General features: G+C 65.2%; 21 protein-coding genes and 1 tRNA gene. 13 read left to right on the forward strand and 9 right to left on the reverse strand.

Translation table 11 applies throughout. From position 1 onward, the window contains the following. Positions 1–16: 16 nt before the first annotated feature. From RBJ75_RS21155 to RBJ75_RS21165, 3 genes are all read left to right on the forward strand, one after another. Positions 17–307 carry an RNA-binding S4 domain-containing protein gene (locus RBJ75_RS21155; RefSeq protein ID WP_044411456.1) on the forward strand — a complete coding sequence of 97 codons (291 nt, stop codon included), beginning with the start codon at positions 17–19 and terminating at the stop codon, positions 305–307. A gap of 53 nt (positions 308–360) precedes the next feature. Further along, positions 361–699 carry a ferredoxin FdxA gene (gene fdxA, locus RBJ75_RS21160; RefSeq protein ID WP_044411454.1) on the forward strand — a complete coding sequence of 113 codons (339 nt, stop codon included), beginning with the start codon at positions 361–363 and terminating at the stop codon, positions 697–699. A 392-nt stretch (positions 700–1,091) separates the two neighbouring features. Then, the gene (locus tag RBJ75_RS21165; RefSeq protein WP_080901029.1) at positions 1,092–2,045 is read left to right on the forward strand and encodes a CarD family transcriptional regulator; all 954 of its coding nucleotides are present in this window, start codon (positions 1,092–1,094) and stop codon (positions 2,043–2,045) included. A gap of 441 nt (positions 2,046–2,486) precedes the next feature. Here RBJ75_RS21165 and RBJ75_RS21170 read toward each other — a convergent pair whose 3' ends face one another. Both RBJ75_RS21170 and RBJ75_RS21175 read right to left on the reverse strand, forming a co-directional pair. Continuing rightward, positions 2,487–3,983, reverse strand: a complete 1,497-nt coding sequence (locus tag RBJ75_RS21170) for a M48 family metalloprotease (protein WP_044416064.1) — start codon at positions 3,981–3,983, stop codon at positions 2,487–2,489. A gap of 21 nt (positions 3,984–4,004) precedes the next feature. Beyond that, positions 4,005–4,886, reverse strand: a complete 882-nt coding sequence (locus tag RBJ75_RS21175; RefSeq protein ID WP_234707507.1) for a thermonuclease family protein — start codon at positions 4,884–4,886, stop codon at positions 4,005–4,007. Between the two features lie 186 nt (positions 4,887–5,072). On the opposite strand from RBJ75_RS21175, the gene RBJ75_RS21180 reads away from it, so the two are divergent. The 4 genes from RBJ75_RS21180 (at position 5,073) to RBJ75_RS21195 (ending at position 10,069) form a co-directional block, all read left to right on the forward strand. Further along, on the forward strand, positions 5,073–6,242 hold the full coding sequence (locus tag RBJ75_RS21180; protein WP_152647836.1) for an ABC transporter substrate-binding protein: 1,170 nt from the start codon (positions 5,073–5,075) through the stop codon (positions 6,240–6,242). Between the two features lie 146 nt (positions 6,243–6,388). Further along, positions 6,389–7,177, forward strand: coding sequence for an enoyl-CoA hydratase (locus RBJ75_RS21185; protein ID WP_044416068.1), 789 nt, complete (start codon positions 6,389–6,391; stop codon positions 7,175–7,177). A 1-nt stretch (position 7,178) separates the two neighbouring features. After that, complete coding sequence (locus RBJ75_RS21190) at positions 7,179–7,943, forward strand: hypothetical protein (protein ID WP_044416070.1); 765 nt, start codon at positions 7,179–7,181, stop codon at positions 7,941–7,943. Continuing rightward, the gene (locus tag RBJ75_RS21195; RefSeq protein ID WP_044416072.1) at positions 7,940–10,069 is read left to right on the forward strand and encodes an acetate--CoA ligase family protein; all 2,130 of its coding nucleotides are present in this window, start codon (positions 7,940–7,942) and stop codon (positions 10,067–10,069) included. The genes RBJ75_RS21190 and RBJ75_RS21195 overlap by 4 nt, the downstream gene beginning before the upstream one ends. A gap of 210 nt (positions 10,070–10,279) precedes the next feature. Here RBJ75_RS21195 and RBJ75_RS21200 read toward each other — a convergent pair whose 3' ends face one another. The 4 genes from RBJ75_RS21200 to RBJ75_RS21215 all read right to left on the reverse strand — a co-directional run bounded on the left by RBJ75_RS21200 (position 10,280) and on the right by RBJ75_RS21215 (position 13,691). Further along, a complete protein-coding gene (locus tag RBJ75_RS21200; RefSeq protein WP_044405568.1) occupies positions 10,280–11,086 on the reverse strand; it encodes an enoyl-CoA hydratase/isomerase family protein in 807 nt (268 codons plus the stop codon). A gap of 86 nt (positions 11,087–11,172) precedes the next feature. Then, positions 11,173–12,333, reverse strand: coding sequence for an acyl-CoA dehydrogenase family protein (locus tag RBJ75_RS21205; RefSeq protein ID WP_044405570.1), 1,161 nt, complete (start codon positions 12,331–12,333; stop codon positions 11,173–11,175). Positions 12,334–12,357: 24 nt separating this feature from the next. Continuing rightward, a complete protein-coding gene (locus tag RBJ75_RS21210; RefSeq protein ID WP_044405572.1) occupies positions 12,358–13,422 on the reverse strand; it encodes an acyl-CoA dehydrogenase family protein in 1,065 nt (354 codons plus the stop codon). Continuing rightward, on the reverse strand, positions 13,419–13,691 hold the full coding sequence (locus RBJ75_RS21215) for a hypothetical protein (RefSeq protein WP_152647580.1): 273 nt from the start codon (positions 13,689–13,691) through the stop codon (positions 13,419–13,421). Before RBJ75_RS21215 ends, RBJ75_RS21210 begins: the two co-directional genes overlap by 4 nt. A gap of 18 nt (positions 13,692–13,709) precedes the next feature. On the opposite strand from RBJ75_RS21215, the gene RBJ75_RS21220 reads away from it, so the two are divergent. Then, positions 13,710–14,492 (forward strand): SDR family NAD(P)-dependent oxidoreductase, encoded by a 783-nt coding sequence (locus RBJ75_RS21220; protein WP_044405583.1) that lies wholly within the window; start codon positions 13,710–13,712, stop codon positions 14,490–14,492. A 48-nt stretch (positions 14,493–14,540) separates the two neighbouring features. On the opposite strand, the gene RBJ75_RS21225 is transcribed toward RBJ75_RS21220, so the two are convergent. Both RBJ75_RS21225 and RBJ75_RS21230 read right to left on the reverse strand, forming a co-directional pair. Then, positions 14,541–14,819 carry a GlsB/YeaQ/YmgE family stress response membrane protein gene (locus RBJ75_RS21225; protein ID WP_044405574.1) on the reverse strand — a complete coding sequence of 93 codons (279 nt, stop codon included), beginning with the start codon at positions 14,817–14,819 and terminating at the stop codon, positions 14,541–14,543. A gap of 51 nt (positions 14,820–14,870) precedes the next feature. Beyond that, a complete protein-coding gene (locus RBJ75_RS21230; protein WP_044405576.1) occupies positions 14,871–15,443 on the reverse strand; it encodes a YidB family protein in 573 nt (190 codons plus the stop codon). A 142-nt stretch (positions 15,444–15,585) separates the two neighbouring features. Between RBJ75_RS21230 and RBJ75_RS21235 the strand changes: the two genes are divergently transcribed. Both RBJ75_RS21235 and RBJ75_RS21240 read left to right on the forward strand, forming a co-directional pair. Continuing rightward, positions 15,586–16,593, forward strand: a complete 1,008-nt coding sequence (locus RBJ75_RS21235) for a 2-dehydropantoate 2-reductase (RefSeq protein WP_044405577.1) — start codon at positions 15,586–15,588, stop codon at positions 16,591–16,593. A gap of 134 nt (positions 16,594–16,727) precedes the next feature. Then, positions 16,728–16,804 (forward strand) — tRNA-Arg (locus RBJ75_RS21240). Between the two features lie 98 nt (positions 16,805–16,902). Here the strand turns inward: RBJ75_RS21240 and RBJ75_RS21245 are convergent. Further along, complete coding sequence (locus RBJ75_RS21245) at positions 16,903–17,493, reverse strand: TetR/AcrR family transcriptional regulator (protein WP_044405578.1); 591 nt, start codon at positions 17,491–17,493, stop codon at positions 16,903–16,905. Positions 17,494–17,675: 182 nt separating this feature from the next. On the opposite strand from RBJ75_RS21245, the gene RBJ75_RS21250 reads away from it, so the two are divergent. The 3 genes from RBJ75_RS21250 (at position 17,676) to RBJ75_RS21260 (ending at position 23,494) form a co-directional block, all read left to right on the forward strand. After that, complete coding sequence (locus tag RBJ75_RS21250; protein ID WP_080900850.1) at positions 17,676–18,878, forward strand: efflux RND transporter periplasmic adaptor subunit; 1,203 nt, start codon at positions 17,676–17,678, stop codon at positions 18,876–18,878. A gap of 126 nt (positions 18,879–19,004) precedes the next feature. Beyond that, the gene (locus tag RBJ75_RS21255; protein ID WP_044405580.1) at positions 19,005–22,226 is read left to right on the forward strand and encodes an efflux RND transporter permease subunit; all 3,222 of its coding nucleotides are present in this window, start codon (positions 19,005–19,007) and stop codon (positions 22,224–22,226) included. 251 nt (positions 22,227–22,477) lie between these two features. Continuing rightward, positions 22,478–23,494, forward strand: coding sequence for an SDR family oxidoreductase (locus RBJ75_RS21260; protein ID WP_044405582.1), 1,017 nt, complete (start codon positions 22,478–22,480; stop codon positions 23,492–23,494). Positions 23,495–23,544 lie beyond the last annotated feature (50 nt).

Consider the following 23,544-nt stretch of genomic DNA (forward strand, 5'->3'; position numbering starts at 1 on the left):
TACGAAGTGGTGTTGCTTGGAGCGCCAGCGTCTCGACAAATGGTTGTGGCACGCAAGGGTGGTCAAAGCCCGGACCAGCGCTGCTGCCCTCGTCGAGGCCGGCCATGTCCGCATCAACGGGACCCGGGAAAAGGCGCCGGGACATGCGGTGAAGCTTGGCGACGTGGTCACGGTGGCTCTGGATCGCGCCGTGCGCACACTCAGGGTTGAAGGCTTTGCCGAGAAGCGTGGAAATGCGGCGAGCGCAACCGTACTTTATACCGATCTGCACGCCAGCCAAGAAAAGCGGCAGGTCTCTTGCGGCTGACAGGGTCCTGCGCTACCCACTGGTCAAATTGATACTGTCTCTCGGAGTCTTGGATGACTTACGTCGTCACTGAAGCCTGCATCAAATGCAAATACACCGACTGCGTCGAAGTCTGTCCCGTGGACTGCTTCTACGAGGGTGACAATATGCTGGTGATCCATCCGGACGAATGCATCGATTGCGGCGTCTGCGAGCCGGAATGCCCGGCCGACGCCATCAAGCCGGATACCGAGCCGGGCCTCGAGAAGTGGCTTGAAGTGAATACCGAATATTCCAAGACCTGGCCCAACATCACCCAGAAGAAAGAGCCGCCTGCCGACGCCAAGGATTTCGACGGGCAGGACGGGAAATTCGACAAATACTTCTCACCGGAGCCCGGCACCGGCGACTGAGCGTTTCGCGCCAGCCATTGATGCCTGAGGCCGAATCATTACCGGCGCGCTTAACCCTGTTCGAACTTGCCGCCCCTCGATTTCAATGAGGGGCCGCGATTCGTCATAAATCATTGATTTTTGCGGGAAATGTGCTATTATAGGCACATTCGAGTGCTTGGCACGCGGATTTGCGGCCAGGACAGGTTCCCGTGAAAGCATGAACAGGGGCGTGGAGTCTCCACGCGCAGGCCGTGTCACAAAAAACGCGTAAAAAGAGTGTTTCGAAGGCTTCGAAAAATGCGCCGTCGGCCAGCCGCGGTGCAACCAAGAGCCGCTCGCCGACTTCTACCAGAGAGGCCCCTTCTACCAAGGCAAACACGGCCAAAGCAAACGCGGCCAAGTCGACAGCCGTGAAGGCTTCGGCTTCGAAGGTTTCAAAAGCGGCAGCCCCGAAGACGTCAGTCGCAAAGGCGTCGGCCGCGAAGACTTTAGCTTCAAAGGTTGCGGCTTCCAAGGCCCCAGCCTTCAAGTCCTCCAAAAACAAAAGAAGTGCAATGCCCAGCAAGACTGCCAAGACCTCCGTAAAGGCCACCGAATCCAAGGCCGCGTCCGCCAAATCGCCTGCCAAGGCCGATGCAGCGAAGGCTGATGCAGCCAAGGCTGCGCCGAAGGTTGCGGCCAAGTCTGCCGTTGCGGCGAAGTCTGCAGTTGGGACCAAGCCGGCGGCGAAGCCGGTGTCGGCCCAGCCCAAGGTGGAGGAGCCGAAGAAGGCGCTGACCCAGCGCCAGGGCTTCAAGACCGGCGAATTCGTGGTCTATCCGGCCCACGGCGTCGGCCAGATTCTGGCGATCGAGGAGCAGGAGATTGCGGGCGCCAAGCTTGAGCTGTTCGTGATTAATTTCATGAAGGACAAGATGACGCTGCGGGTGCCGACCGCCAAGGTCGCCAATGTCGGCATGCGCAAGCTGTCGGAGCCGGCGCTGGTCAAGCAGGCGCTGGAAACCCTGAAGGGCCGCGCGCGGGTCAAGCGGACGATGTGGTCGCGCCGCGCCCAGGAATACGAAGCCAAGATCAATTCCGGAGATATCGTCGCGATCGCCGAAGTGGTGCGCGATCTGTATCGGTCCGATTCGCAGCCGGAGCAGTCCTACAGCGAACGTCAGCTCTATGAAGCCGCGCTCGATCGGCTGTCGCGGGAGATCGCGGTGGTGCAGCACGTCACCGAAACCGAGGCGGTCAAGGAAGTCGAGGGCCAGCTCGCCAAGAGCCCGCGTCGCGGCGCCAAGGCCGAGGCAGAAGCCGATTCGGACGCCGATGGCGATTCCGATGGCGACGATGCCGCGGTCGCCGACGAAGCCGCCTAATACCAAAGGGCACGGCCTCTCGTTCGTCATGCCCGGCCTTGTGCCGGGCATCCACGCCTTCAAGCGGATGCTGCAGAAGAGACGTGGATGGCCGGGACAAGCCCGGCCATGACGCGTGGATGAGTCGAAACCAAACGCCTTGGTATAAGCCGTCTAAACCGACCCATCAATTCAAGGCTCGCAATTCAAGGCTCGGCCCAAAAGGCCGGGCCTTTTGCTTGGGGGGAGATTGACCTTCCACCCTCGCTGAAGACGAATCCTGAAACGATTACGACGAATCGCGTCATTGCGAGCTGAGTGAGGCCGGCGCGCAGCGCCGTCCGATAGCGAAGCAATCCAGGGGCGGGCAAACCCTGACTGGATTGCTTCGTCGCTTCGCTCTCGCAATGCCGACATTGAACGCCTGACGGTCGCGACCGATGGGCGTAGCGAGCCCCGCCGTCAGTCCACCACGATCTTGACGCGCTCGCGCGGTTTGACGGTGGAATTGGCGTCGAGCCCGTTCAGCAGCCGAAACCGCTCCGCGGGCCGATCGACCCCGGCCATCCGGTGCGACAGCGATTCGACCGTGTCGCCGGGCTGCACCGTGATCACCTTGATGCGCAGCGGCCGGGCGGCCTGGATTTCATCCAGCGTCAACCGCCGGAATGATGCCACGGTCTCGCGGGCGTTACGCTCGCTCTCGGTGGTCTTCTGCTTGGTCGCAAAGATGAAGCGATAGACGTCGCTGCCAAACCGCAGCGCATAGACCTTGAACTGCCATTGATCGCCATGGGCGGTCACCGACGCAGCCGGGAAGCCGCTGATGGTCAGCTCCTCGGTCGAGGCCTTGTCGACATTCTCCATCCAGCCCGAATTCAAATAATCGCGCAGGCTCTGCTCCGCCGGCACCCGGACGACGTCGAAGCGCATCGCCTGATTGCCGCCGTCGCGCACGCCGATCACTGCCTGGGCGGTGTTTTCCAGCGTGAAGGCCTCGGGTGCCTGGAAGGTGAAGCCGAGTTTGGGGTGCAGGAAGCGCCGACCGCGGACGAAGCCTTCGCTGGGATCTTCGCCGTAGACGATATTGTCGATCGCGGCCAGATAGGCCTCGCGGTCGCGCTCGCGGTCGCTGCCCTGCGGTGCCGAATATTGCCGGGCATTGGCCTGCGCGTTCTGCACCCGCTCCGGAGTCGCCGGATGCGACGACAGGAAGTCCTGCGAGCGCGCATCGACCGGGCCGCGGCCGGCCTTCATCGCCGCGTTGCGTTCCATCGCGGTCAGGAAGCGGGCGGCGCCATAGGGATCGAAATGCGCGCGCGCCGAGATCCCGACGCCGATGCCGTCGGCTTCGAACTCCTGCTGTCGCGAAAAGCTCGCCAACGTCAGCTTCGACTTCGCAAGCGCCAGCGCGGTCATGTCGGGGTCGTTGCCCATGTTGGTGACCACGCGGGTCACGATCGCGGCCTGCCGCGCCTGATCCTGGCGGATCAGCGCGTGCTTGGCCAGCACATGGGCCATTTCGTGCGACAGCACCGACGACAATTCAGAGGTATCGCTGGCCAGCGCCAGCAGTCCGCGCGTGACGTAGAGCTGCCCGGTCGGCAGCGCGAAGGCGTTGACCGCGCCGGAATTCAGGATCGTGACCTTGTAGGCCAGATCCGGCCGCTCCGATGCCGCCACCAGCCGCTCGACCGTGCTGGTAATCAGCGCCTCCAGCCGCGGGTCGTCATAGGGGCCGCCATAGGCCGCCAGAATCCGCTCGTGCTCGCGTTCGGCGGCGGGCGATTGCACCGTCGCCGGCCGAGCCGGCTTCGGCGGTGCGGAGACCGCTGCGACCGCCTGGAACCGGCTCATGTCACCGCAGCCGGACAGGACCAGGGCGGCACACAGCAAGATCGGCGCGGCCAGCAGCAGGCCGCTCCTCGATATCTTGCGCCGTTGTTCCGATCTGATCACGCTCGATGCTCTCTGCGGGCGTTATTGACGGCCCGGCCATTCGATTTGTTCAATGCGCCGGACCTCGATCCGCGGCCCGCCCCGCACGCCGACCCAGCCCCGGACCCGAATATGCTGGTTTTCGAGGGACTTGAGGTGAAGGCCCTGAGCCTCAAAAGATCCCGCCATCCGCCTTGAAATAGTCACGGCGAAGTCTCGTGTCCAGCGCCGGCCGAAATTCAAATAGACCGTGGCGCCGGCTTGCCGCACCGAAACGACCTTGCCCTCAACCAGTGCGAACCGCCCGATCTGCGCCAATATATCGCCAGGATTTTCGGCGTTTTTTATGGCGGCAGGGTCGGCCCAAATGCCCTGCCGGCGCTGTCGGGCAGAGGCTTCCGCCGCCATCAGCTCAGCCCGGCATGCGCCCATGGCGATGTCGATGCCCACCAGCGCGGCGCCGCGCCCCACCAGCTGGCGCTGCGCCGACGCGGCGTCGGCGTCGGCGCCGAGGAAGACGAAGGCCGGTTGCCGGCCATAGCGGTCCGGCGCGTCGCTGTCGCCGCGCAGCGTGACTTGCCGGCCGGCGACGAGATCGGCGAGCGCCGCCATGCCGTCGCCTCGCGGCAGCGCCGGCTCGATGCCCACGAGCTTCACCTCGCCGCCGTCCTGCAGCCGCAAGCCGCGCGGATCGATCACCGCAATCACCTGCCCCTCGCCCTGCGGCGCAAGGCTGCAGGGCGAGGCTGCGCGGCTCATCGCCCCGGCGAACATCCACCACGTCAAGGTCAGCGCGAGAAATCTGGTACGAGGTCCGATCATCTCATCGTCACAACGAAAGAGGGCGCGGCGCGGTGCCGGATTATTATAGCTGCTACCAAGCGTGCGACCATGCCGCGCGTTGATGTCATTCGGCGCAGCCACTGCTGATCACCATTCCACTTTGCGGAAATCTCGCTCGCTTGCCGCCGGCCGGCCAATCCGGCATGATCATCGCAACGATCAGATGCGCCGCGCAGCAATGCGGCGCCGATCGTGGGGGAAACAATGAAGAAAATCACACCGAAGAAAATCACACCATTGCGTTCGATCCTGCTGGCGTCGCTGCTGATGGTGACGCCCGGCGTCGCGATGGCTCAAAGCGCGCCGCCGCTGAAGCTCGGCGCGATTCTCGACATGTCCGGTCTTTACGCCGACATCACCGGCCCCGGCAGTGAGACCGCGGCCAAGATGGCGGCGGAAGATTTCGGTGGCGAGGTGCTCGGCCGCAAGATCGAGATCGTGGTGGCGGACCATCTCAACAAGGCCGACCTCGCCGCCAGCATCGCCCGCGACATGCTGGACAATCAGGGCGTCGAGGCGATCGTCGACGTCGCGGCCTCCGCCACCGCGCTTGCCGCCGGCGAGATCGCCAAGGCGCGCGGCAAGATCATCATGTATTCCGGCCCGGGCTCGATCCGGCTCAGCAACGAGGCCTGCGGCCCCTTCACGGTGCATTACGCCTACGACACCTATGCGCAGGCCAATGTCGCCGGGCTCGCCGCGGTCAAGCGGGGCCTCGACACCTGGTTCTTCCTGACCGCCGACTACGCCTTCGGCCAGGACCTCGAAAAGGATACCTCCAACGTCGTCGTCAAGTCCGGCGGCAAGGTGCTGGGCACCGTCAAGCATCCGATCAACACGTCGGATTTCTCCTCCTTCCTGCTGCAGGCGCAGTCCTCCGGCGCCAAAGTGATCGGGCTCGCCAATGCCGGCGGCGACACCATCAACGCGATCAAGCAGGCCGCCGAATTCGGCATCACCCGCAAGGGCGGCCAGAAGATCGTGCCGCTGCTCGCCTTCGTGACCGACATCGACAGCGTCGGGCTGCAGACCGCGCAGGGGCTGCTGGTCGCGGGTGCGTTCTATTGGGATCTCAATGACGACACCCGCGCCTTCTCGAAGCGCTTCGTCGAACGCATGAAGCGGGTGCCGACTTCGGCGCAGGCCGGGCTGTACTCCTCGGTCATGCATTATCTGCAGGCGGTGAAGGCGGCGGGCACCACCGACGCCGCCGCGGTGATGGCCAAGATGAAGGAAACCCCGATCAACGATTTCTTCGCCAAGAACGGTCACATCCGCGCCGACGGCCGGATGGTCCACGACATGTATCTGTTCGAGGTCAAGACGCCGTCCGAATCCAAGGGCCGCGGCGACGTCTACAAGCTGCTGGCGACGGTGTCGGGCGACGACGCGTTCCAGCCGCTGGCGCAGTCGCGCTGCCCGCTGGTGAAGAAGTAGGACGTGCAACGCCGTCATTGCGAGGAGCTCTTGCGACGAAGCAATCCAGCCTTCACTTGCAGCCCCTGGATTGCTTCGCTTCGCTCGCAATGACGGGCTCCGGAGCCGGCATTTGCACAAGAACAACAATCACAAAGGCAATCCCAATGACCGATATCGTCCTGCAGCAGCTCGATCAGGGCCTGCTGACCATCACGATGAACCGGCCCGACCGCCGCAACGCGCTCAATCCCGACATGGTGCGCGGGCTGGTCGAGGCGGCGCGGCGCGCGGCGGAAGATCATGAGGTCCGCGCCGTCTTGCTGAAGGGCGCCGGCGGCACCTTCTGCGTCGGCGGCGACGTCAAATCGATGGCGGAGGGCCGCGCCTCGCTGTCGTTCGAGGCGAAGCTCGCCAATCTGCGGCGCGGCATGGAGGTGTCGCGAATCCTGCACCAGATGCCAAAGCCGGTGGTGGCGCAGATCGATGGCGCCGCAGCAGGCGCCGGGCTGTCGATGGCGCTGGCCTGCGATCTGCGCGTCGCTTCCGAATCCGCCAAGATCACCACCGCCTTCGCCAAGGTCGGGCTGTCCGGCGATTACGGCGGCACTTACTTTCTCACCAAGATGCTCGGCAGCGCCAAAGCGCGCGAACTCTATCTCACCTCGCCGGTGCTGAGCGCCCGCGAGGCGTTGGCGCTGGGCATGGTGACCAAAGTCGTCGCCGACGCCGAAATCGGCGCGGCGGCGCATCAGCTGGCGCTGTCGCTGGCGCAGGGGCCGAGCGTGACGCTGGGCTACATCAAGCGCAACATCAACAATGCCGAGGAGCTGTCGCTGGAAGCCTGCTTCGACGCCGAGGCGATGCATCATTCGCGTTGCGGCGACACCGCCGACCACAAGGAAGCCGCCGCCGCCTTCGTCGAGAAGCGCGCGCCGGTGTTTCAGGGGCGCTGAGATGACGGGCTATCTCAGACTGCGTCAGATCTGCCTGGTAGCGCCGCAGCTCGAACCGGTGGCGAGCGATATCGCGGCGATCATGGGGCTTCAAATCTGTTATCACGATTCCGGCGTCGCCAACTATGGCCTCGAAAACGCGCTGCTGCCGGTCGATACCACGCTGCTCGAAGTGGTGGCGCCGTTCCAGCCCGGCACCGCCGCCGGCCGCTTCATCGAACGCAGCGGCGGTCGCGGCGGCTATATGGCGATTTTCTCCTGCGACGATCCCGATGCCCGTGGCCGTGCCGCGGAAGCGATGGGTGTCCGCATCGCCAATGTGATCGATCATGCGCCCTATCACGGCGTGCAGTTGCATCCGCGCGATTGCCGCGCCGCCTTCATCGAGTTCAACCACACCGAAGGCAGCGACGATATTTTGGGGCTCTATCCGCCGGCCGGGCCGAATTGGCAGCAGGCGATCCGCAAGGATGTGACCCGAGCGCTGGTCGCGGTCGAGATGCAAAGCCCCGATCCGCAAGACCTCGCGGAGCATTGGGGCCGCATCGTCGGCGTGCCGGCAACGACGGCGGCGAATGGCGAGGCCGAGATCGCCTTTGTCAATTGCAGCTTCCGCTTCGTCAAAGGCGACAGCGAGGCGATGACGGCGCTGACCTTCAAGGTGGCCGACGCCGCGCGGATCCGCGACGCCGCCAAAGCGAAGGGGCTCGCGGTCGGCGGCGATGGCTTCACGCTGGCCGGTGTCGACTTCCGGCTCGTCGCATGAGCCATCCGCTCGATTCGTTCTTTGCGCCGTCCAGCATCGCCATCATCGGGGCGTCGCGGGACCCGATGAAGATTCCGGGCCTGCTGCTGAAATTCCTGCGCCGCAACGAATTTCCCGGCGCGATCTATCCGGTCAATCCGAACTATCCGGATATCGATGGCTTGGCGTGCTATCCGTCGGTCGGCGCGATCGGCAAGCCGGTCGATCTCGCCATCATCATCATTCCGGCCCGCGCCGTGCTCGGCGCGCTGGCCGAATGCGCCGAGGCCAAAATTCCCAATGCGGTGATCATCTCCTCGGGCTTTGGCGAGGAGGGCGGCGACGGCGTGGCGATGCAGCAGGCGATCGCCGATTTCGCCCGCGCCACCGGGATGCGGATCTCGGGGCCGAATGCCGAGGGCTTCTTCAACGAGCCGATGAAGATCGCCGCGACCTTCAGCCCGACCGTCGACGTCAAGCCGGACGTCCCGCGCCTGCTGGCGTCGCGCCGGCGGATCGGCATCGTGGCGCAATCGGGCGGCATCGGCTTTGCGATCTATAATCGCGCCCGCGCGCTCGGCGTCGCGCTCTCGATCGTGATCTCGACCGGCAATGAATCCGACCTCGGTGCCGGCGAGTGCCTCGACTACATGGTGCAGGACGCTGCGACCGACGTGATCCTGCTGTTCATCGAGGGGATTCGCGACACCGAGAAATTTCTCGTCGCGGCGCGGCGCGCAGCGCAGGCCGGCAAGCCGGTGATCGTCACCAAGGTCGGCCGCTCCGACGCCGGCGAGCGCGCCGCGGCCTCGCACACCGCCAGCATGGCGGGATGGAATGCGGCCTATGACGCGGTGTTCGCCAAATACGGCTGCATCGTCTCCAACGATCTCGACGAGGCGGTGGCGATCGCCGCGGCGCTGACGACATCGCCCTTGCCGAAGGGCGACCGCGTCGCGGTGGTCACGGTGTCGGGCGGCGCGGGAATTTGGGGCGCCGACGCGGTCTGCGCCCAGGGCCTGCGCGTGCCGGAATTGTCCGCGCCGTTACAGGCGCAGATCCGTGCGCTAATTCCGTCCTATGGCTCGGCGCGCAATCCGGTCGACATCACCGCGCAGGCTGTGCACAGCGGTGGGCTGCAGAAGACCATCGAGCTGCTCGAGGCCTGCGATGAGGTCGATAGCATCCTGGTGGTGATCTCGCTGTCGAGCGAGACAAGGATGCCGCTCAAGAAGGCCGAGCTGAAGCCGCTGCTTGATGCGCAGACCAAGCCGGTGCTGTTCTATTCCTACACGCTGCCGTCGGATTTTGCCCGCGAAGGGCTCGCCGCCTCCGGCGGCGTGGCGTTGTCGGGGCTGACCCATATCGCGGTCGCGTTACGTCAGCTGGTGCAGCGCAGCCGCTTCAGCCTGGCGGCCGAGCCGGAGGCGTTCGGCATGAAATCGCTCGATCTATCGGGCTATCCGGTAGGCGGAGCGCTGTCGGAATATGACAGCAAGCGATGGCTGCGTGACGCCGGCGTGGCGCTGCCGGACGAGATCCTGGTCGCGGAAAAGACCGTGCTCGAAGCCGCGATCGCCCGGGCCGGCTTTCCGCTGGTGATGAAAATCCAGTCCCCGGCGATTGCCCACAAGAGCGAGGTCGGCGGCGTCCGCGTCAACATCGCCAGCGAAGCCGAGGCGCTTGAAGCCTATGATGCGCTGCTGGCCAATGCCGCCCGGCATTGCCCCGATGCGGTGATCCAGGGCGTGCTGGTCGGGCCGATGGCGAAGAAGGGTGTCGAGATCATCATCGGCACCATGATGGATGCCAGTTTCGGGCCGATGATCATGGTCGGCCTCGGCGGCGTCGTCACCGAATTGTTCAAGGATGTGGTGTGGCGGCCGGCACCGGTCGGCGCCGCGGAAGCCGGCGCGATGCTCGACGGCTTGAAGGCCGCGCCGCTATTGCACGGCTTTCGCGGCGCGCCGCCAGCCGATGTCGGCGCGCTGGCCGAGCTGATCGCGCAGATCTCGCAGCTCGCCGCCCATGCGCGCGATCATGTCGCCGAGATCGAACTCAACCCGGTGCTGGTGCATCCGCTCGGCGACGGCGTCACCATCGTCGACGCGCTGGTGGTGGGGAAGACGACTAACTTTCTAAAATGACCTCATCCTGAGGCGATTCGTCATTGCGAGCCGAGGCCGGCGCGCAGCGCCGTCCGCAGGCGAAGCAATCCAGGGGCGTCAGGCAGGACTGGATTGCTTCGTCGCAAGAGCTCCTCGCAATGACGGCCTCGACGGCTTGACGAAGGATGGGCCGCATGGCCTCATGGTTCGAGACGGCGCAACAGCGCCTCCTCACCATGAGGGCACGCCTCACCGACCCTTGAAGTCGGCGACGCGGCGTTCTTCGGTGGCTTTGACGCCTTCCTTGAAATCATCGGTGGCGCGCAGCCGGGTCTGTTCGGCTAGTTCATGTTTAGTCGCCGCCATGACGCGGTCGGCGAGGTCGCCGCGCATCGTCGCCCGGGTCGACAACAGGCCGAGCGGCGAGCATTCGGCGATCTCGCGCGCCAGCTTCAAGGCCTCGGCGCGCACCTCGTTCTGCGGCACCAGCACATTGGCCAGCCCGATCTTGAAGGCGTCCTCGCCGGTGAGGCGGCGGCTGGTGTAGAACATCAGCTCGGCATTGTTCTTGCCGACCAGTTCGGGCAGCGCGACGGTAAGGCCGAAGCCGGGATGGAAGCCGAGTTTGGTGAAGTTCGCGGCGAAGCGCGCCTCCGGACAGGTGACGCGGAAATCCGCCGACACTGCAAGCCCGAGCCCGCCGCCGATCGCCGCACCCTGCACCGCGGCGACGATCGGTTTCTTGGCGCGGAAGATCCGCACCGCTTCGGTATAGAGATGTCCGATCGAGCCGAGATTATCGGCAGGATCGCCGCTCTTGGCCGCCGCCTCGGTTTCCTTGCGGTTAGGATCGCCGAAATCGGCGCCGGCGCAGAACGCCTTGCCCTGGGCGCACAGCACCGTGGCGCGAATCTGCGGATCGGCGTCGATCGTGTCCAGCGCGTCGGCAATCTGCTGGATCAGCATGATGTCGAAGAAATTATACGGCGGTTTGCGGATCTCGATGGTGGCGACATGGCCGAGAAGCTCGACGCCGATATCCTTGTAGCTGGTCATTCTGATCTCCGGTCATGATGGCGTTGAAACTCGCGCCGGCCGCTGCGCGCGGCGCTCCGGCGCAAGCCGTGTTCAAAATCGCGCGGTCAGCGCAGGCCGAGGCCGCGCGCGATGATGCCGCGCAAGACTTCGGTGGTGCCGCCTTGGATCGTCAGCTTCGGCGCGGTCTTGATCGCGAAGGGCAGCTGATCGTCGAGCGTGGCGTGGTTCGAGGCGTCCGGATCGACAAAGGCGGCGAGTTCGCGCACCCGATGCGGCAGCTGCTGTTCCCAGATGGTGCCGATGTCCTTGACGATCGAGGCCTCCACCACCGGCTCCTTGCCGGCCTGCAACATGCCGGCGACCGACACCGACATCCGCCGCATCGTGTGCAGCTGCGCCACCAATCGTCCGATGCCTTCGGCGCCGCGGATGTCCGGGTTCGGCCCCAACGCGCGGACCAGCTCGGTCAGCACGTAATAGGTTTCGAGAAATCGTTCGGGGCCGGAGCGCTCATAGGCGAGTTCCGAGGTTGCCTGTTTCCAGGCGCCGTCAATTTCGCCGAGCATGTGATCGTCGGGCACGAAGACGTCCTCGAACACCACCTCGTTGAATTCATATTGGCCGGTGATCTGCGCGATCGGATTGACCTTGATGCCGGGGCTTTTCATGTCGACCAGGAACTGGGTCAGGCCGTGGCGGCGATTCTCCTTGGTCGGCGGCGAGGTGCGGAAGATCGCGATCATGTAGTCGGCGATATGCGCCGAGGTGGTCCAGATCTTGGAGCCGTTGATCAGGAAGCCGCCATCGGTCCGGGTCGCCTTGGTCTTGGCGGCGAACAGGTCGGAGCCGGAATTCGGCTCGCTCATGCCGATCGAGAAGCAGACTTCGCCGCGGCAGATCCGCGGCAGGATGTCCATCTTGATATGTTCGGGCGCGTATTTCAGCAGCACCGGGCCGCTCTGGCGGTCGGCGACGAAGAACCGCCGTGTCGGCGCGTTGGCGACGCGCATCTCCTCGGTCACCACATAGCGCTCGAGAAAGCTGCGCTCATGACCGCCATATTGCTTCGGCCAGGTCATGCCGAGCCAGCCGCGTTCGCCGACCCGGCGGGAGAATTCCGGCGCGTCGCTGTCTTCACGCTGCGGCTTGTGCGGATCGAAGGTGCCGGCGGCGATTTCCTCGGCGAGAAAGGCGCGCACTTCCTGGCGCAGCACCTCGCATTCGGGCGGCAGGCGGATCGGATCGAAGCGAAGGGCTGCGGTCATGTCGGTCTCGTTCTTGTTGAGGTGTCAGCGGGAAGCGACCAGCGGCCACAATTCGTCGGCGCCGCGCGTCGCGACCAGTTTGCCGAGCTCGACCGCCCAATGGCTTTCGCTGCCGAAATCGTCGCGCCACGCCAAAGCGCGCAAGGTGAAGCGATGCAGAATATGCTCCTGGGTGAAGCCTATCGCGCCGTGGACCTGGTGGGCGATCGCCGCGCCCTTTTCGGCGGCCTCCGCGCAGCGGATTTTTGCCGCGGCGGCTTCCAGAAACAGCGCGTCGTCGAATGATTCGGCATGGGCGAAGGCGTCGGCCGCCGAACTGGCGGCGGCGAGTGCCGCGGAGGTCTCGCCGGCGAGCTTGGCCAGATTGTGCTGCACCGCCTGGAATTTCGAGATCTTCTTTTCGAACGCCACCCGCTCGTTGGAATAGCCCACGCTGACGTCGAGCATCGATTCCAGCGCGCCCGCGATCTGCAGGCTGCGCGCCACCGCGCCCATCAGCATCAGCGCATTCTGGTCGAACCCCGCCGGCGCCGGCTTCAGCGCCAGCGGCGTGACATTGTTGAGGATCACGGTGTCGGAGGGATCGTCCGCGAGATTGAGCCCGGGCTCGATCCGGCACGCCGCGATCGCTACCAGCGCGATCGCAACGCCATCGGCGCCGTGCGCCAGCACGGCGATATGCCGCGCGCCCTTGGCAAAGGGAACGCCGCGGGCGCGGCCGACCAGACTGCCGTCGGCATTGAGCGTGATGCGATCCTTCGGATGGGCCGGCGCCACCGTCATGGTGTCGGATGGCGCGGCGATCCTGGCCTGCGCCAGCAGCCAGCCCGCCAGCATGGTTTCGGCCAGCGGCACCGCCAGCGCGAAACGGCCGGCCGCGCTCAGCACGGCAAAACCTTCCGCCAGGCTGGCGCCCGAGCCATCGCAATCCTCCGGAACCCAGGATAGCGGCAGTCCGGCCTGTTCGAGCGCGTACCACAGCGGCGCCTTCCAGGCGCCGTCCTTGCCGCTGTTGATGGTCTGGGCGTCGGCGAGATCCGCGAAGATTCGTTCGGCGGTCTCGGCGACAATGTTATCACTCTCCGTCACAGCGCTTCCCCGTTGTCACAAGCACATCTCATTCGGGCATCGCTGCCGGGCATGGGGTGCTGCCATTGTTGTTGCTCGGCATGATGCGGAAAAGCCTCGGCAATGACAAGCACCGTCGGCGGCGGATCACCCTGCGGTGGCGGCATGGAGCCGATCACCTGCTTGATTGGACGGGTTATTCCGCGCGGCGGGTTTTGCCGAAACTTGCTCTGGCCTTTGCAGCCGATATGGTGGCCGCCACGGCGAACCACCTCGTAATAGCAACTCATAAGAAACAGGACGGGCAGATGTCGAAGGACGGAATGTGTGTGATCGTGACCGGATCGGCGTCGGGCCTTGGCGCCGCCACCGCAGCCATTTTGGCCGGGCAGGGCGCGCGGATCGTGGTCAACTATGCGTCGAGTCAGAAGGAAGCCGAACAGACCGCCGATACCTGCCGCAGCGCCGGCGGCGACGTCGTGGTGGTGCAGGGCGACGTCGCCAAGGATGACGATTGCAAGCGGATCGTCGCCGCGGCCGCGCCCTGGGGCCGGCTCGACGCGCTGATCAACAATGCCGGCACCACCAAGCACATGGCGCATGACAATCTCGACGGATTGTCGGCGGAGGATTTTCAGCGGCTCTATGCGGTCAACACGATCGGGCCATACCAGATGATCCGCGCCGCGCGGGCGTTGCTGGAGGCCGGCGCCAAGGCATCGGAGCGCGCCGCGGCGGTGGTGAATGTCTCGTCGGTCGCAGGCATCAGCGGGATCGGATCGTCGGTCGCTTACGCCGCCAGCAAAGGCGCGTTGAATACGATGACGCTGTCGCTGGCGCGTGCGCTGTCGCCGCTGATCCGCGTCAATGCCGTCTGTCCGGGCTATATCGACACGCCCTGGTTTACCAAGGGCCGCGGCGTCGAGGGCGCGAAACAGATCCGCGACATGGTGGTGGCGAAGGTGCCGCTCAAGCTCGCATCGACTGCCGAAGACGTCGCAGAACTGGTGTGTTTTCTCGCGACGGCGAAATCCGGCACGATGACCGGCGAAATGGTCCGGGTCGATGCCGGCCTGCATCTGGTGAACTGACCCGTCGAAAAACGCTGGCCGCGGACTGCTGCGGCCAGCGCGAGACCGTTACCTGTTGCCGGGATCGGAAATCATCCGCCGCGCCACCAGCCTGTTCCAGATGAACAGCACAATCAGCGCGCCGAGCGTCGCGGTGATGAAGCCGGCGCCCTGGTTCGGTCCGTAATGGCCGATCGACTGGCCGATGAAAGTGGCGAGGAACGCCCCGGCAATTCCCAGCACGGTGGTCAGCAGGAATCCGCTGGGATTGTTCGGCCCGGGAGACAAAACCCGGGCGATGATTCCGGCGATGAAGCCGACAAGGATGATCCACAAAATGCCGGTCATGGCGGGCGTCCTTTTTGAAATGACAGTAGTGAGCAATGAATTGAAGGTGAATTAGATCCAGCGCGAGGCTTCGGTTTCGGTCGGCAGCCGTCCGTCCGGGGTCAGCTGATCGACCACTTCGGGAAGCTGCCGGCTGAGTCCGTCGAACAATTCGTCGCGCGACAGGCCGGTCTGCGCTGTCATCATCTCGATCTGGTCGGCACCGAGCGCGTTGGCCAGATCGTTCGGCGCGATCTGCCGGTTCGGTCCGGGGCTGACCCAGGAATTGGCGGTGTCGCCATGGCCGCTTTGCTGGAATTGCTTGAGCAGATCGCCGAGCCCGCCGCTGAGAATGCTTCCGGCAGCGCCGCCGGCCAGCAGGCCGCCGAGTCCGCCTTTCAGCAGATCGCCCAGGCCGCCCGAGGGGCCGGCATTCGCGGTATTGAACGGCGGCGGCACCTGCCTCGGCTGGGCATTGCCGGAGGGGGCGGGCGCATTGTCGCTATTGACGTGCTTATAGGCCTTGTAGGCAAGCAGAGCGAGGATCGCCATGGTGATCTTCGACATCCCGCCGCTCTTGTCATTGGGGTCGGCCGGACCGCGTGGACCATTCTGCATGCCGTTGAGAATATCGAGCAAACCCATTTTCATCTCCCTTGGGCTCCAGCCCGCGATTAAGATGGGGCCGGCTGATGGCGGTTACAAGGCGAGCGCTCGATTGGGAATCCTGCCCGCGCCCTGCTAATCAACAGGCTGACAGTGGCGCGGATAACAGCCTGGATGACCAATGAGTGACGCCCGGACTATCAGGATCGCCGGCGCCGGCAGCATCGGCTGCTTCGTCGGCGGGATGCTGGCCGACGCCGGCCGCGATGTCGCGCTGCTGGCGCGCCCCAGGGTGATCGCCGAGATCGGCGGTCACGGCTTGCGGCTGACCAGCTTCGAGGGGCTCGACCGCCGGATCGCGCCCGAGGCGCTGACCCTGTCCGAGGATCCGGCGGTGCTGCGCGACGCCGCCTTCGTGCTGGTCACGGTCAAGAGCGCCGATACCGCCGAGATCGCCGATCTGATCGCGCGCCATGCGCCGTTTGATGCGGTTGTCATCAGCCTGCAAAATGGCATCGGCAATGTGGCGACGCTGCGCGCGCATTTGCCGGGGCGAAGTGTGCTGGCCGCGATGGTGCCGTTCAATGTCGTCGCCATCGGCGAGGGCCGCTATCATCGCGCCACCTCGGGCGATATCATTGTCGAGCGCGACCAGGCCGACACCGCGGCGCGGCTCAGCGTGCCCGGGCTGCGGCTACTTCCGTCCGACGACATCATCGGCGTGCAATGGGGCAAGCTGCTGGTCAATCTGAACAACGCGCTCAATGCCCTGTCCGGCCTGCCGCTGCGCGACCAGCTGGCGCAGCGAGACTGGCGACGGCTATTTGCCGATCAGATGGCCGAGGGGCTGGCGGTGATCAGGGCCGAAGCCATCAAGCCGGTGGCGGCGACGCCGCTGCCGCCGGCCTGGTTGCCGCGATTGCTGCGCTTGCCCGATCCCCTGTTCAACCTGCTGCTCGGCCGCACGATGAAGATCGACCGCAATGCGCGCTCCTCGATGTGGGAGGATCTGCAGCGCGGCCGGCGAAGCGAGATCGACTATCTGCAAGGTGTGATCGTCGAGATCGCGCGGCGCCGCGGGCTGAGCGTGCCGTTGTCGCAGCGCGTGATGGATTTGATCAAACAGGCCGAAGCCGCCGGCCACGGCTCGCCCGGCCTGACGCCGGATCAGATCAGGGGGCATGATTAGCTGATGCCGTGGCGGCCGCCGCGGCGATCGACCGGCGCCGCCCGGATGAGCAGCCCGAAATCCGCCGCACTAGCGAACCGCCGGAGCCTCTGATATGGACAATCCCGAGCGCCTGCGGCAGCCCGTGGGTCTCCGGTCCCGTAGCTCAGCCGGATAGAGCGACGGTTTCCTAAACCGTAGGTCGGATGTTCGAGTCATCCCGGGATCGCCAGCTTCCTCCCCGCCCTTTTGAAGATTGAGCCGCCCTGCCGTGGCGAATCGGCGGGTCCGGCAGATCGCCGCCTCGCCCCGACCCCTGCGACGCGTCGGCTAAGCCGGCGGCCAGTTGCGCAAGGTCATGTCGGCGATCTTGCGCAATTGATCGCGGCGGACGCCGCCCGCGGCCTGCACCGCCATGCCTTGCAGAATGGTCGAGACGTAGCGCGCCAAATCGGCGGCGTCGCAATCGGCCGGCAGGTCGCCTTCTTCCTTGGCGCGCTCAAAGCGCAGCCGCAGATCGTCCTCGCCCTTGGCGCGGCGCGCCATCAGTTCCTGCTTGATGGTTTCGGCGGCGTCGCCGCAGGTCAGCGCGCCCTGCACCGCGAGGCAGCCCGGCGGATGGTCCGGCCCGCTCAGCGCGTCGGCGGCGGCATGAAGAATGTGTTCGACGACGGCGCGGGCGGTCGGCTTCTCCAGCGCGATCCGCACATAGCCGCCGGGGCCGTCGACATAGCGGTCGAATGCCTTGCGAAACAGCTCTTCCTTATTGCCGAACGCCGCATAGAGGCTGGGCTTGGTGATGCCCATCGCCTCGGTGAGATCCGCCATCGAGGCGCCCTCATAGCCTTTGCGCCAGAACACCTGCATCGCCAGGTTCAGAGCCAGATCGATGTCGAATTCACGCGGACGGCCGATGGCCATGGCGGGCACTCCCAGATTTTCTACCGATCAGTAGATATGTCCCTTGACAACGATTGTCGATAGTCCATCTATACCGAACGTTACGGATGTGTGCGGTGCAGCAGCGGGCGCGAGCCTCGCTGTCCCTGCAAGCTACTGAAAATACAGGGATTAGGCAAAGCCTGATCGTGGAAGGGACCAAGATGATCAAAAGTCTTAACCGCAAACACCTGATCGGCATCGGCATCGCGCTGGCGGTGTTCACCGTTGCCGCAATCGACGCGATGACCGACTGGCCGCAGGCCAAAGCCGGCGCGACGGCAGCCGCGCCCGGCCCGGTGCCGGCCTCGGTCGCGCTGGTCAAGTCGCGCAAAACCACGCTGTCCGACGAGTTCTCCGGGCGGCTCGAGGCGATCGACCGGGTCGAGATCCGCTCGCGCGTCGCCGGTGTGATTCAGCAGATCCATTTTCGCGAAGGCGCGCTGGTGAAGAAGGGCGATCTGCTGATCCAGATCGATCCTTCGCTCTACGCTGCCGATGTGGCCCGCGCCGAGGGCCTGGTGGCCGCGGCCAAAGCGCAGCTGGTGCTGACCAAGAGCGATTTCGATCGCGGCCAGCAATTGTCGGATTCCCGCACCATTTCGCAGCGCGACCTCGAGGGCCGCGTCAATGCCTATCGGGCGGCCGAGGCCAATCTGAAAGCCGCCGACGCCGCGCTGCGGACCGCGCAGCTCAATCTCGACTACACCGAGATCCGCGCGCCGGTCGCCGGCCGGATCGGCAAGATGGAAATCACCGTCGGAAATCTGATCGCCGCCGGCGCCGGCACGCCATTGCTGACCACGCTGGTCTCGGTCGATCCGATCTATGCCTCCTTCAACGCCAATGAGCAGGTCGTCACCCGCGCGCTGAATGCCCTGGCGGACGAGAAGACGCCGGCCGCGGTCGAGCGAATTCCGGTTGAGATGCGGATCGACGCCACCGACCCGGTCAAGGGCCGGATGCAGTTCATCGACAACCACGTCGATGCCGCCAGCGGCACCGTGCGGGTCCGCGCCGTGTTCGACAATTCCGATGGCCGGCTGATGCCGGGCCAATTCGCCCGGTTGGCGATGGGCCAGCCCAAGCCCGAGGATGCCCTGCTGATCAGCGAGCGCGCGATCGGCACCGACCAGAACAAGAAATACGTGATGGTGGTCGATCCCAACGATAAGGCCGAATACCGCGAGGTCACGCTGGGCGATACGGTCGGCGGCCTACGGGTCGTCACCAGCGGGCTGAAGGCCGGCGAGCGCATCGTCGTCAACGGGTTGCAGCGCATTCGCCCGGGGGCCGCGGTCAAGCCCGAGATGGTGGCGATGGATGCCGCCCACGCCAAGCCGTCCACCAAGCTCGCGGAGCGCTAGGCCGACAGCAAGCCCGGCCCGGCGGCCGGGGCCTCAAATCTCGTCTCTTGACTGCAGATCGCGGCCGACATCTCGGCCGCGCCGGGACCCCATTGTCCGCGACACCCAATTTAGCGAGCTAGCGCCATGCATTTCTCGAAATTCTTCATCGACCGCCCGATCTTTGCCGGCGTGCTGTCCACGTTGATTTTCCTGGCCGGCCTGTTGTCGCTGCCGGTGCTACCGATCTCCGAATATCCCGAAGTGTCGCCGCCGACCGTGGTAGTGCGCGCGCAATATCCCGGCGCCAATCCCAAGGTGATCGCCGAGACCGTGGCGACGCCGATCGAGGAGCAGATCAACGGCGTCGAAGGCATGCTCTATATGAGCAGCCAGGCCACCACCGACGGGCTGATGACGCTCAACGTCACCTTCCGGCTCGGCACCGATCCCGACAAGGCCCAGCAGCTGGTGCAGAACCGGGTGTCGCAGGCAGAGCCGCGGCTGCCCGCCGAGGTCCGCACCCTGGGCATCACCACCATCAAGAGCGCGCCCGATTTGACCATGGTGGTGCATCTGCTGTCGCCCAATGACCGCTACGACATGACCTATCTGCGCAACTACGCGGTGCTCAACGTCAAGGACCGGTTGGCGCGCATCGAGGGCGTCGGCCAGGTCCAGCTGTTCGGCTCCGGCGATTATTCGATGCGGATCTGGCTCGATCCGCAGAAGGTCGCCGAGCGCGGGTTGTCGCCGGCCGACGTGGTCAAGGAGATCCGCGAGCAGAACGTCCAGGCCGCCGCCGGCGTCGTCGGGGCCTCGCCGAGCGAGTCTGGCCTCGACCTGCAGCTGTCGATCAATGCCCAGGGCCGGCTGCAGACCGAGGAGCAGTTCGGCGACATCATCGTCAAGAGCGGCGCCAATGGCGAAGTGACGCGGCTGCGCGACATCGCCCGCATCGAGCTCGGCGCCGCCGATTATTCGCTGCGCTCCTTGCTCAACAACAAATCGGCGGTGGCGGTGCCGATCTTCCAGGCGCCCGGCTCCAACGCCATCCAGATCTCCGACAATGTCCGCAAGACCATGGCCGAGCTGAAGAAGAACATGCCCGACGGCATGGACTACAGCATCGTCTACGACCCCACCCAATTCGTCCGCGCCTCGATCGAGGCGGTGATCCACACGCTGCTGGAAGCGGTGGCGCTGGTGGTGCTGGTGGTGATCCTGTTCCTGCAGACCTGGCGGGCCTCGATCATCCCGCTGATCGCGGTGCCGGTGTCGGTGGTCGGCACCTTCGCGGTGATGCATCTGTTCGGATTCTCGATCAACGCGCTGACTCTGTTCGGGCTGGTGCTGGCGATCGGCATCGTGGTCGACGACGCCATCGTGGTGGTGGAGAATGTCGAGCGCAATATCGAAAGCGGGCTGTCGCCAAAGCACGCCGCCTATCAGGCGATGCGCGAGGTCACCGGCCCGATCATCGCCATCGCGCTGGTGCTGGTGGCGGTGTTCGTGCCGCTGGCCTTCATCACCGGTCTCACCGGGCAGTTCTACAAACAGTTCGCCCTGACAGTGGCGATCTCCACGGTGATCTCCGCCTTCAATTCGCTGACGCTGTCGCCGGCGCTCGCCGCGCTGCTGCTCAAAGGCCATGACGCGCCGAAGGATGCGCTGACCCGCGGCATGGACCGAGCGCTGGGCTGGTTCTTCCGGCGCTTCAACCGGGCGTTCACCCGCAGCTCCAATGCCTATAGCGGCGGCGTCGGCCGGGTGATCTCGCGTCGCGCCATCGTGATGGTGGCCTATGTGGCGCTGATCGGCGTCACCGGGCTGTTATTCAAGGCGGTGCCCGGCGGCTTCGTGCCGGGTCAGGACAAGCAATATCTGGTCGGCTTTGCGCAATTGCCCGACGGCGCCACGCTGGACCGCACCGAGGAGGTGATCCGCCGGATGGGCGAGATCGCGCTCAAGACGCCGGGCGTCGAGGACGCGATCCAGTTTCCCGGCCTGTCGATCAACGGCTTCACCAATTCGTCGAATTCCGGCATCGTGTTCGTGACGCTGAAACCGTTCGACGAGCGCAAGACCGCGGCGCTCAGCGGCAATGCGATTGCGATGACGCTGAACGGCAAGTTCGCGGCGATCCAGGACGCCTTCATCGCCATGTTCCCGCCGCCGCCGGTATCCGGCCTCGGCACCATCGGCGGCTTCAAGCTGCAGATCGAGGACCGCGTCGGGCTCGGCTATGACGCGCTGTCCGATGCCACCAAGGCGTTCGTCGCCAAGGCCACGCAGCAGAAGGAGCTGGCCGGCCTGTTCACCTCCTATCAGGTCAACGTGCCGCAGCTCTATGCCGACATCGACCGCACCAAGGCGCGCCAGCTCCATGTGCCGGTGACCAGCGTGTTCGAGACCATGCAGATCTATCTCGGCTCGCTCTACGTCAACGACTTCAACAAATTCGGCCGCACCTATTCGGTCCGCGTGCAGGCCGACGCCAAATATCGCGGCCGCGCCGACGATGTCGGCCTGCTGAAAGTGCGCTCCGACACCAACGAGATGGTGCCGCTGTCGGCGCTGCTGAAGATCAAGGAGAGCGCGGGGCCGGAACGCGCCATGCGCTACAACGGCTTTCTGACCGCCGACCTCAATGGCGGCGCGGCGCCGGGCTATTCCACCGGCCAGGCCCAGGACGCCATCGCCCGCGTCGCCGCCGAGACCTTGCCCAAGGGCATCGGCTTCGAATGGACCGAACTGACCTATCAGGAGATCATCGCCGGCAATTCGTCCTTCATCGTGTTCCCGGTGGCGCTGCTGCTGGTGTTCCTGGTGCTCGCCGCGCAATACGAAAGCCTGATGCTGCCGCTGTCGATCATCATGATCGTGCCGATGGGCCTGCTGGCGGCGATGTTCGGGGTCTGGGTCACCAAGGGCGACAACAACGTCTTTACCCAGATCGGCCTGATCGTGCTGGTCGGGCTGTCGGCCAAGAACGCGATCCTGATCGTGGAATTCGCCCGCGAGCTGGAATTCGGCGGCCGCACGCCGGTGCAGGCGGCGATCGAGGCCAGCCGGCTGCGGTTGCGGCCGATCCTGATGACCTCGTTGGCCTTCATCATGGGCGTCGTGCCGCTGGTGATCTCCACCGGCGCCGGCTCCGAGATGCGCCACGCCATGGGCGTGGCGGTGTTCTCCGGCATGATCGGCGTCACCGCCTTCGGGGTGTTCTTCACGCCGATGTTCTACGTGCTGCTGCGCGCATTGAGCGGCAACCGCCCGCTGATCCAGCACGGCGAAGGCTCGATGACGCCGCTCGCGCCCGAGGAGCCGGATGCGCCGCGGCCGCACGGGACAAGGGAGGTCGTATAGCTTCGCAGGACCCGTCCGGCGGCTGACCCCGCCTGCCGGATTGGTTCGTTGCGACGGATCGGATGTCACGGCTGTGATGCTGCGCCCGGCTCCCGCCCCCCTGCCGCGGCCGCGCGTCACGCCGATGACATCCGAGTCGCCGCATCCCGATCGCCGAAGCGCGCGGCTGTTCCGATTAACAATCTTCCATGATGAAACGATCGCCTGCGCGCCACGTTGAGCAAGCATTGGCTCATCGTCGGAGGCTCTCCATGAGGAAGATCGCGGTCATTACCGGCGCTGGCGCCGGCGTCGGACGGGCCACTGCGCTTGAATTTGCCCGCAATGGCTACGATGTCGCGCTGCTGTCGCGCGATCCCGATCGCCTCGACAGCCTCAAGCGCGAGATCGAAAGGATCGGGCAACGGGCGCTGCCGATTCCGACCGATATGGCGGACGCCGATCAGGTCGAGGCCGCGGCCTCGCAGGTGGAAAGCGAATTGGGCGCCATCGCCGTCTGGGTCAATGTCGCGATGGCGACGGTGTTTTCGCCGGTCGACCAGCTTACGCCGCGGGAAGTGCAGCGCGCCACCGAGGTCACCTATCTGGGTCAGGTCTACGGCATGATGGCGGCGCTGAAGCGGATGCGGCTGCGACGTCAGGGCAAGATCGTCAATGTCGGCTCGGCGCTGTCCTATCGCTCGGTGCCGCTGCAAGCGGCCTATTGCGGCGCCAAGGCGGCGATCCGCGGCTTCACCGATTCGCTGCGCTCGGAGATCATCCATGATGGTCTCGATATCGGGCTCACCATGGTTCATCTGCCGGCCGTGAACACCCCGCAATTCGATTGGGCGCTCAACAAGATGCACAAGATGGCGCGGCCGGTGGCGCCGATTTTCGAGCCCGAAGTGGCGGCGCGTGCGATCTATTTCGGCGCTACCCATGAGCGCCGCGAGGTGTGGGTCGGCTTTTCCACCGTGAAGGCAATCGTCGGCAACATGATCGCGCCGGGCCTGATCGACCGCTATCTGGCGAGCGCGGGCTATAGCGGGCAACTCAGCAACCGGCCGCTGCCGCCCGATTCGCCCGGCAATCTGTTCGAGCCGGTCCCCGGCCACGCCACCGCCCATGGACGCTTCGACGCCAGCGCGCGATCAAGCAGCTGGGAAATGTTCACCGAGCGGCATCGCGAGGCCATCCTGGCCGGCGTCGCCGTGGCCGGCCTGCTTGGTATCAGTTGGCTGCTTGGCGGACAGCGCCGCCATCGCGTGGTGCGGCGCAGTTACTAACAGCCTGACCGAAAATGCGATCAAGGTCCATGACGTCATTGCGAGCCGAG

The sequence above is a fragment of the Rhodopseudomonas sp. BAL398 genome, from assembly GCF_033001325.1.
In the GTDB taxonomy this organism is placed as follows: Bacteria; Pseudomonadota; Alphaproteobacteria; order Rhizobiales; family Xanthobacteraceae; genus JARJEH01.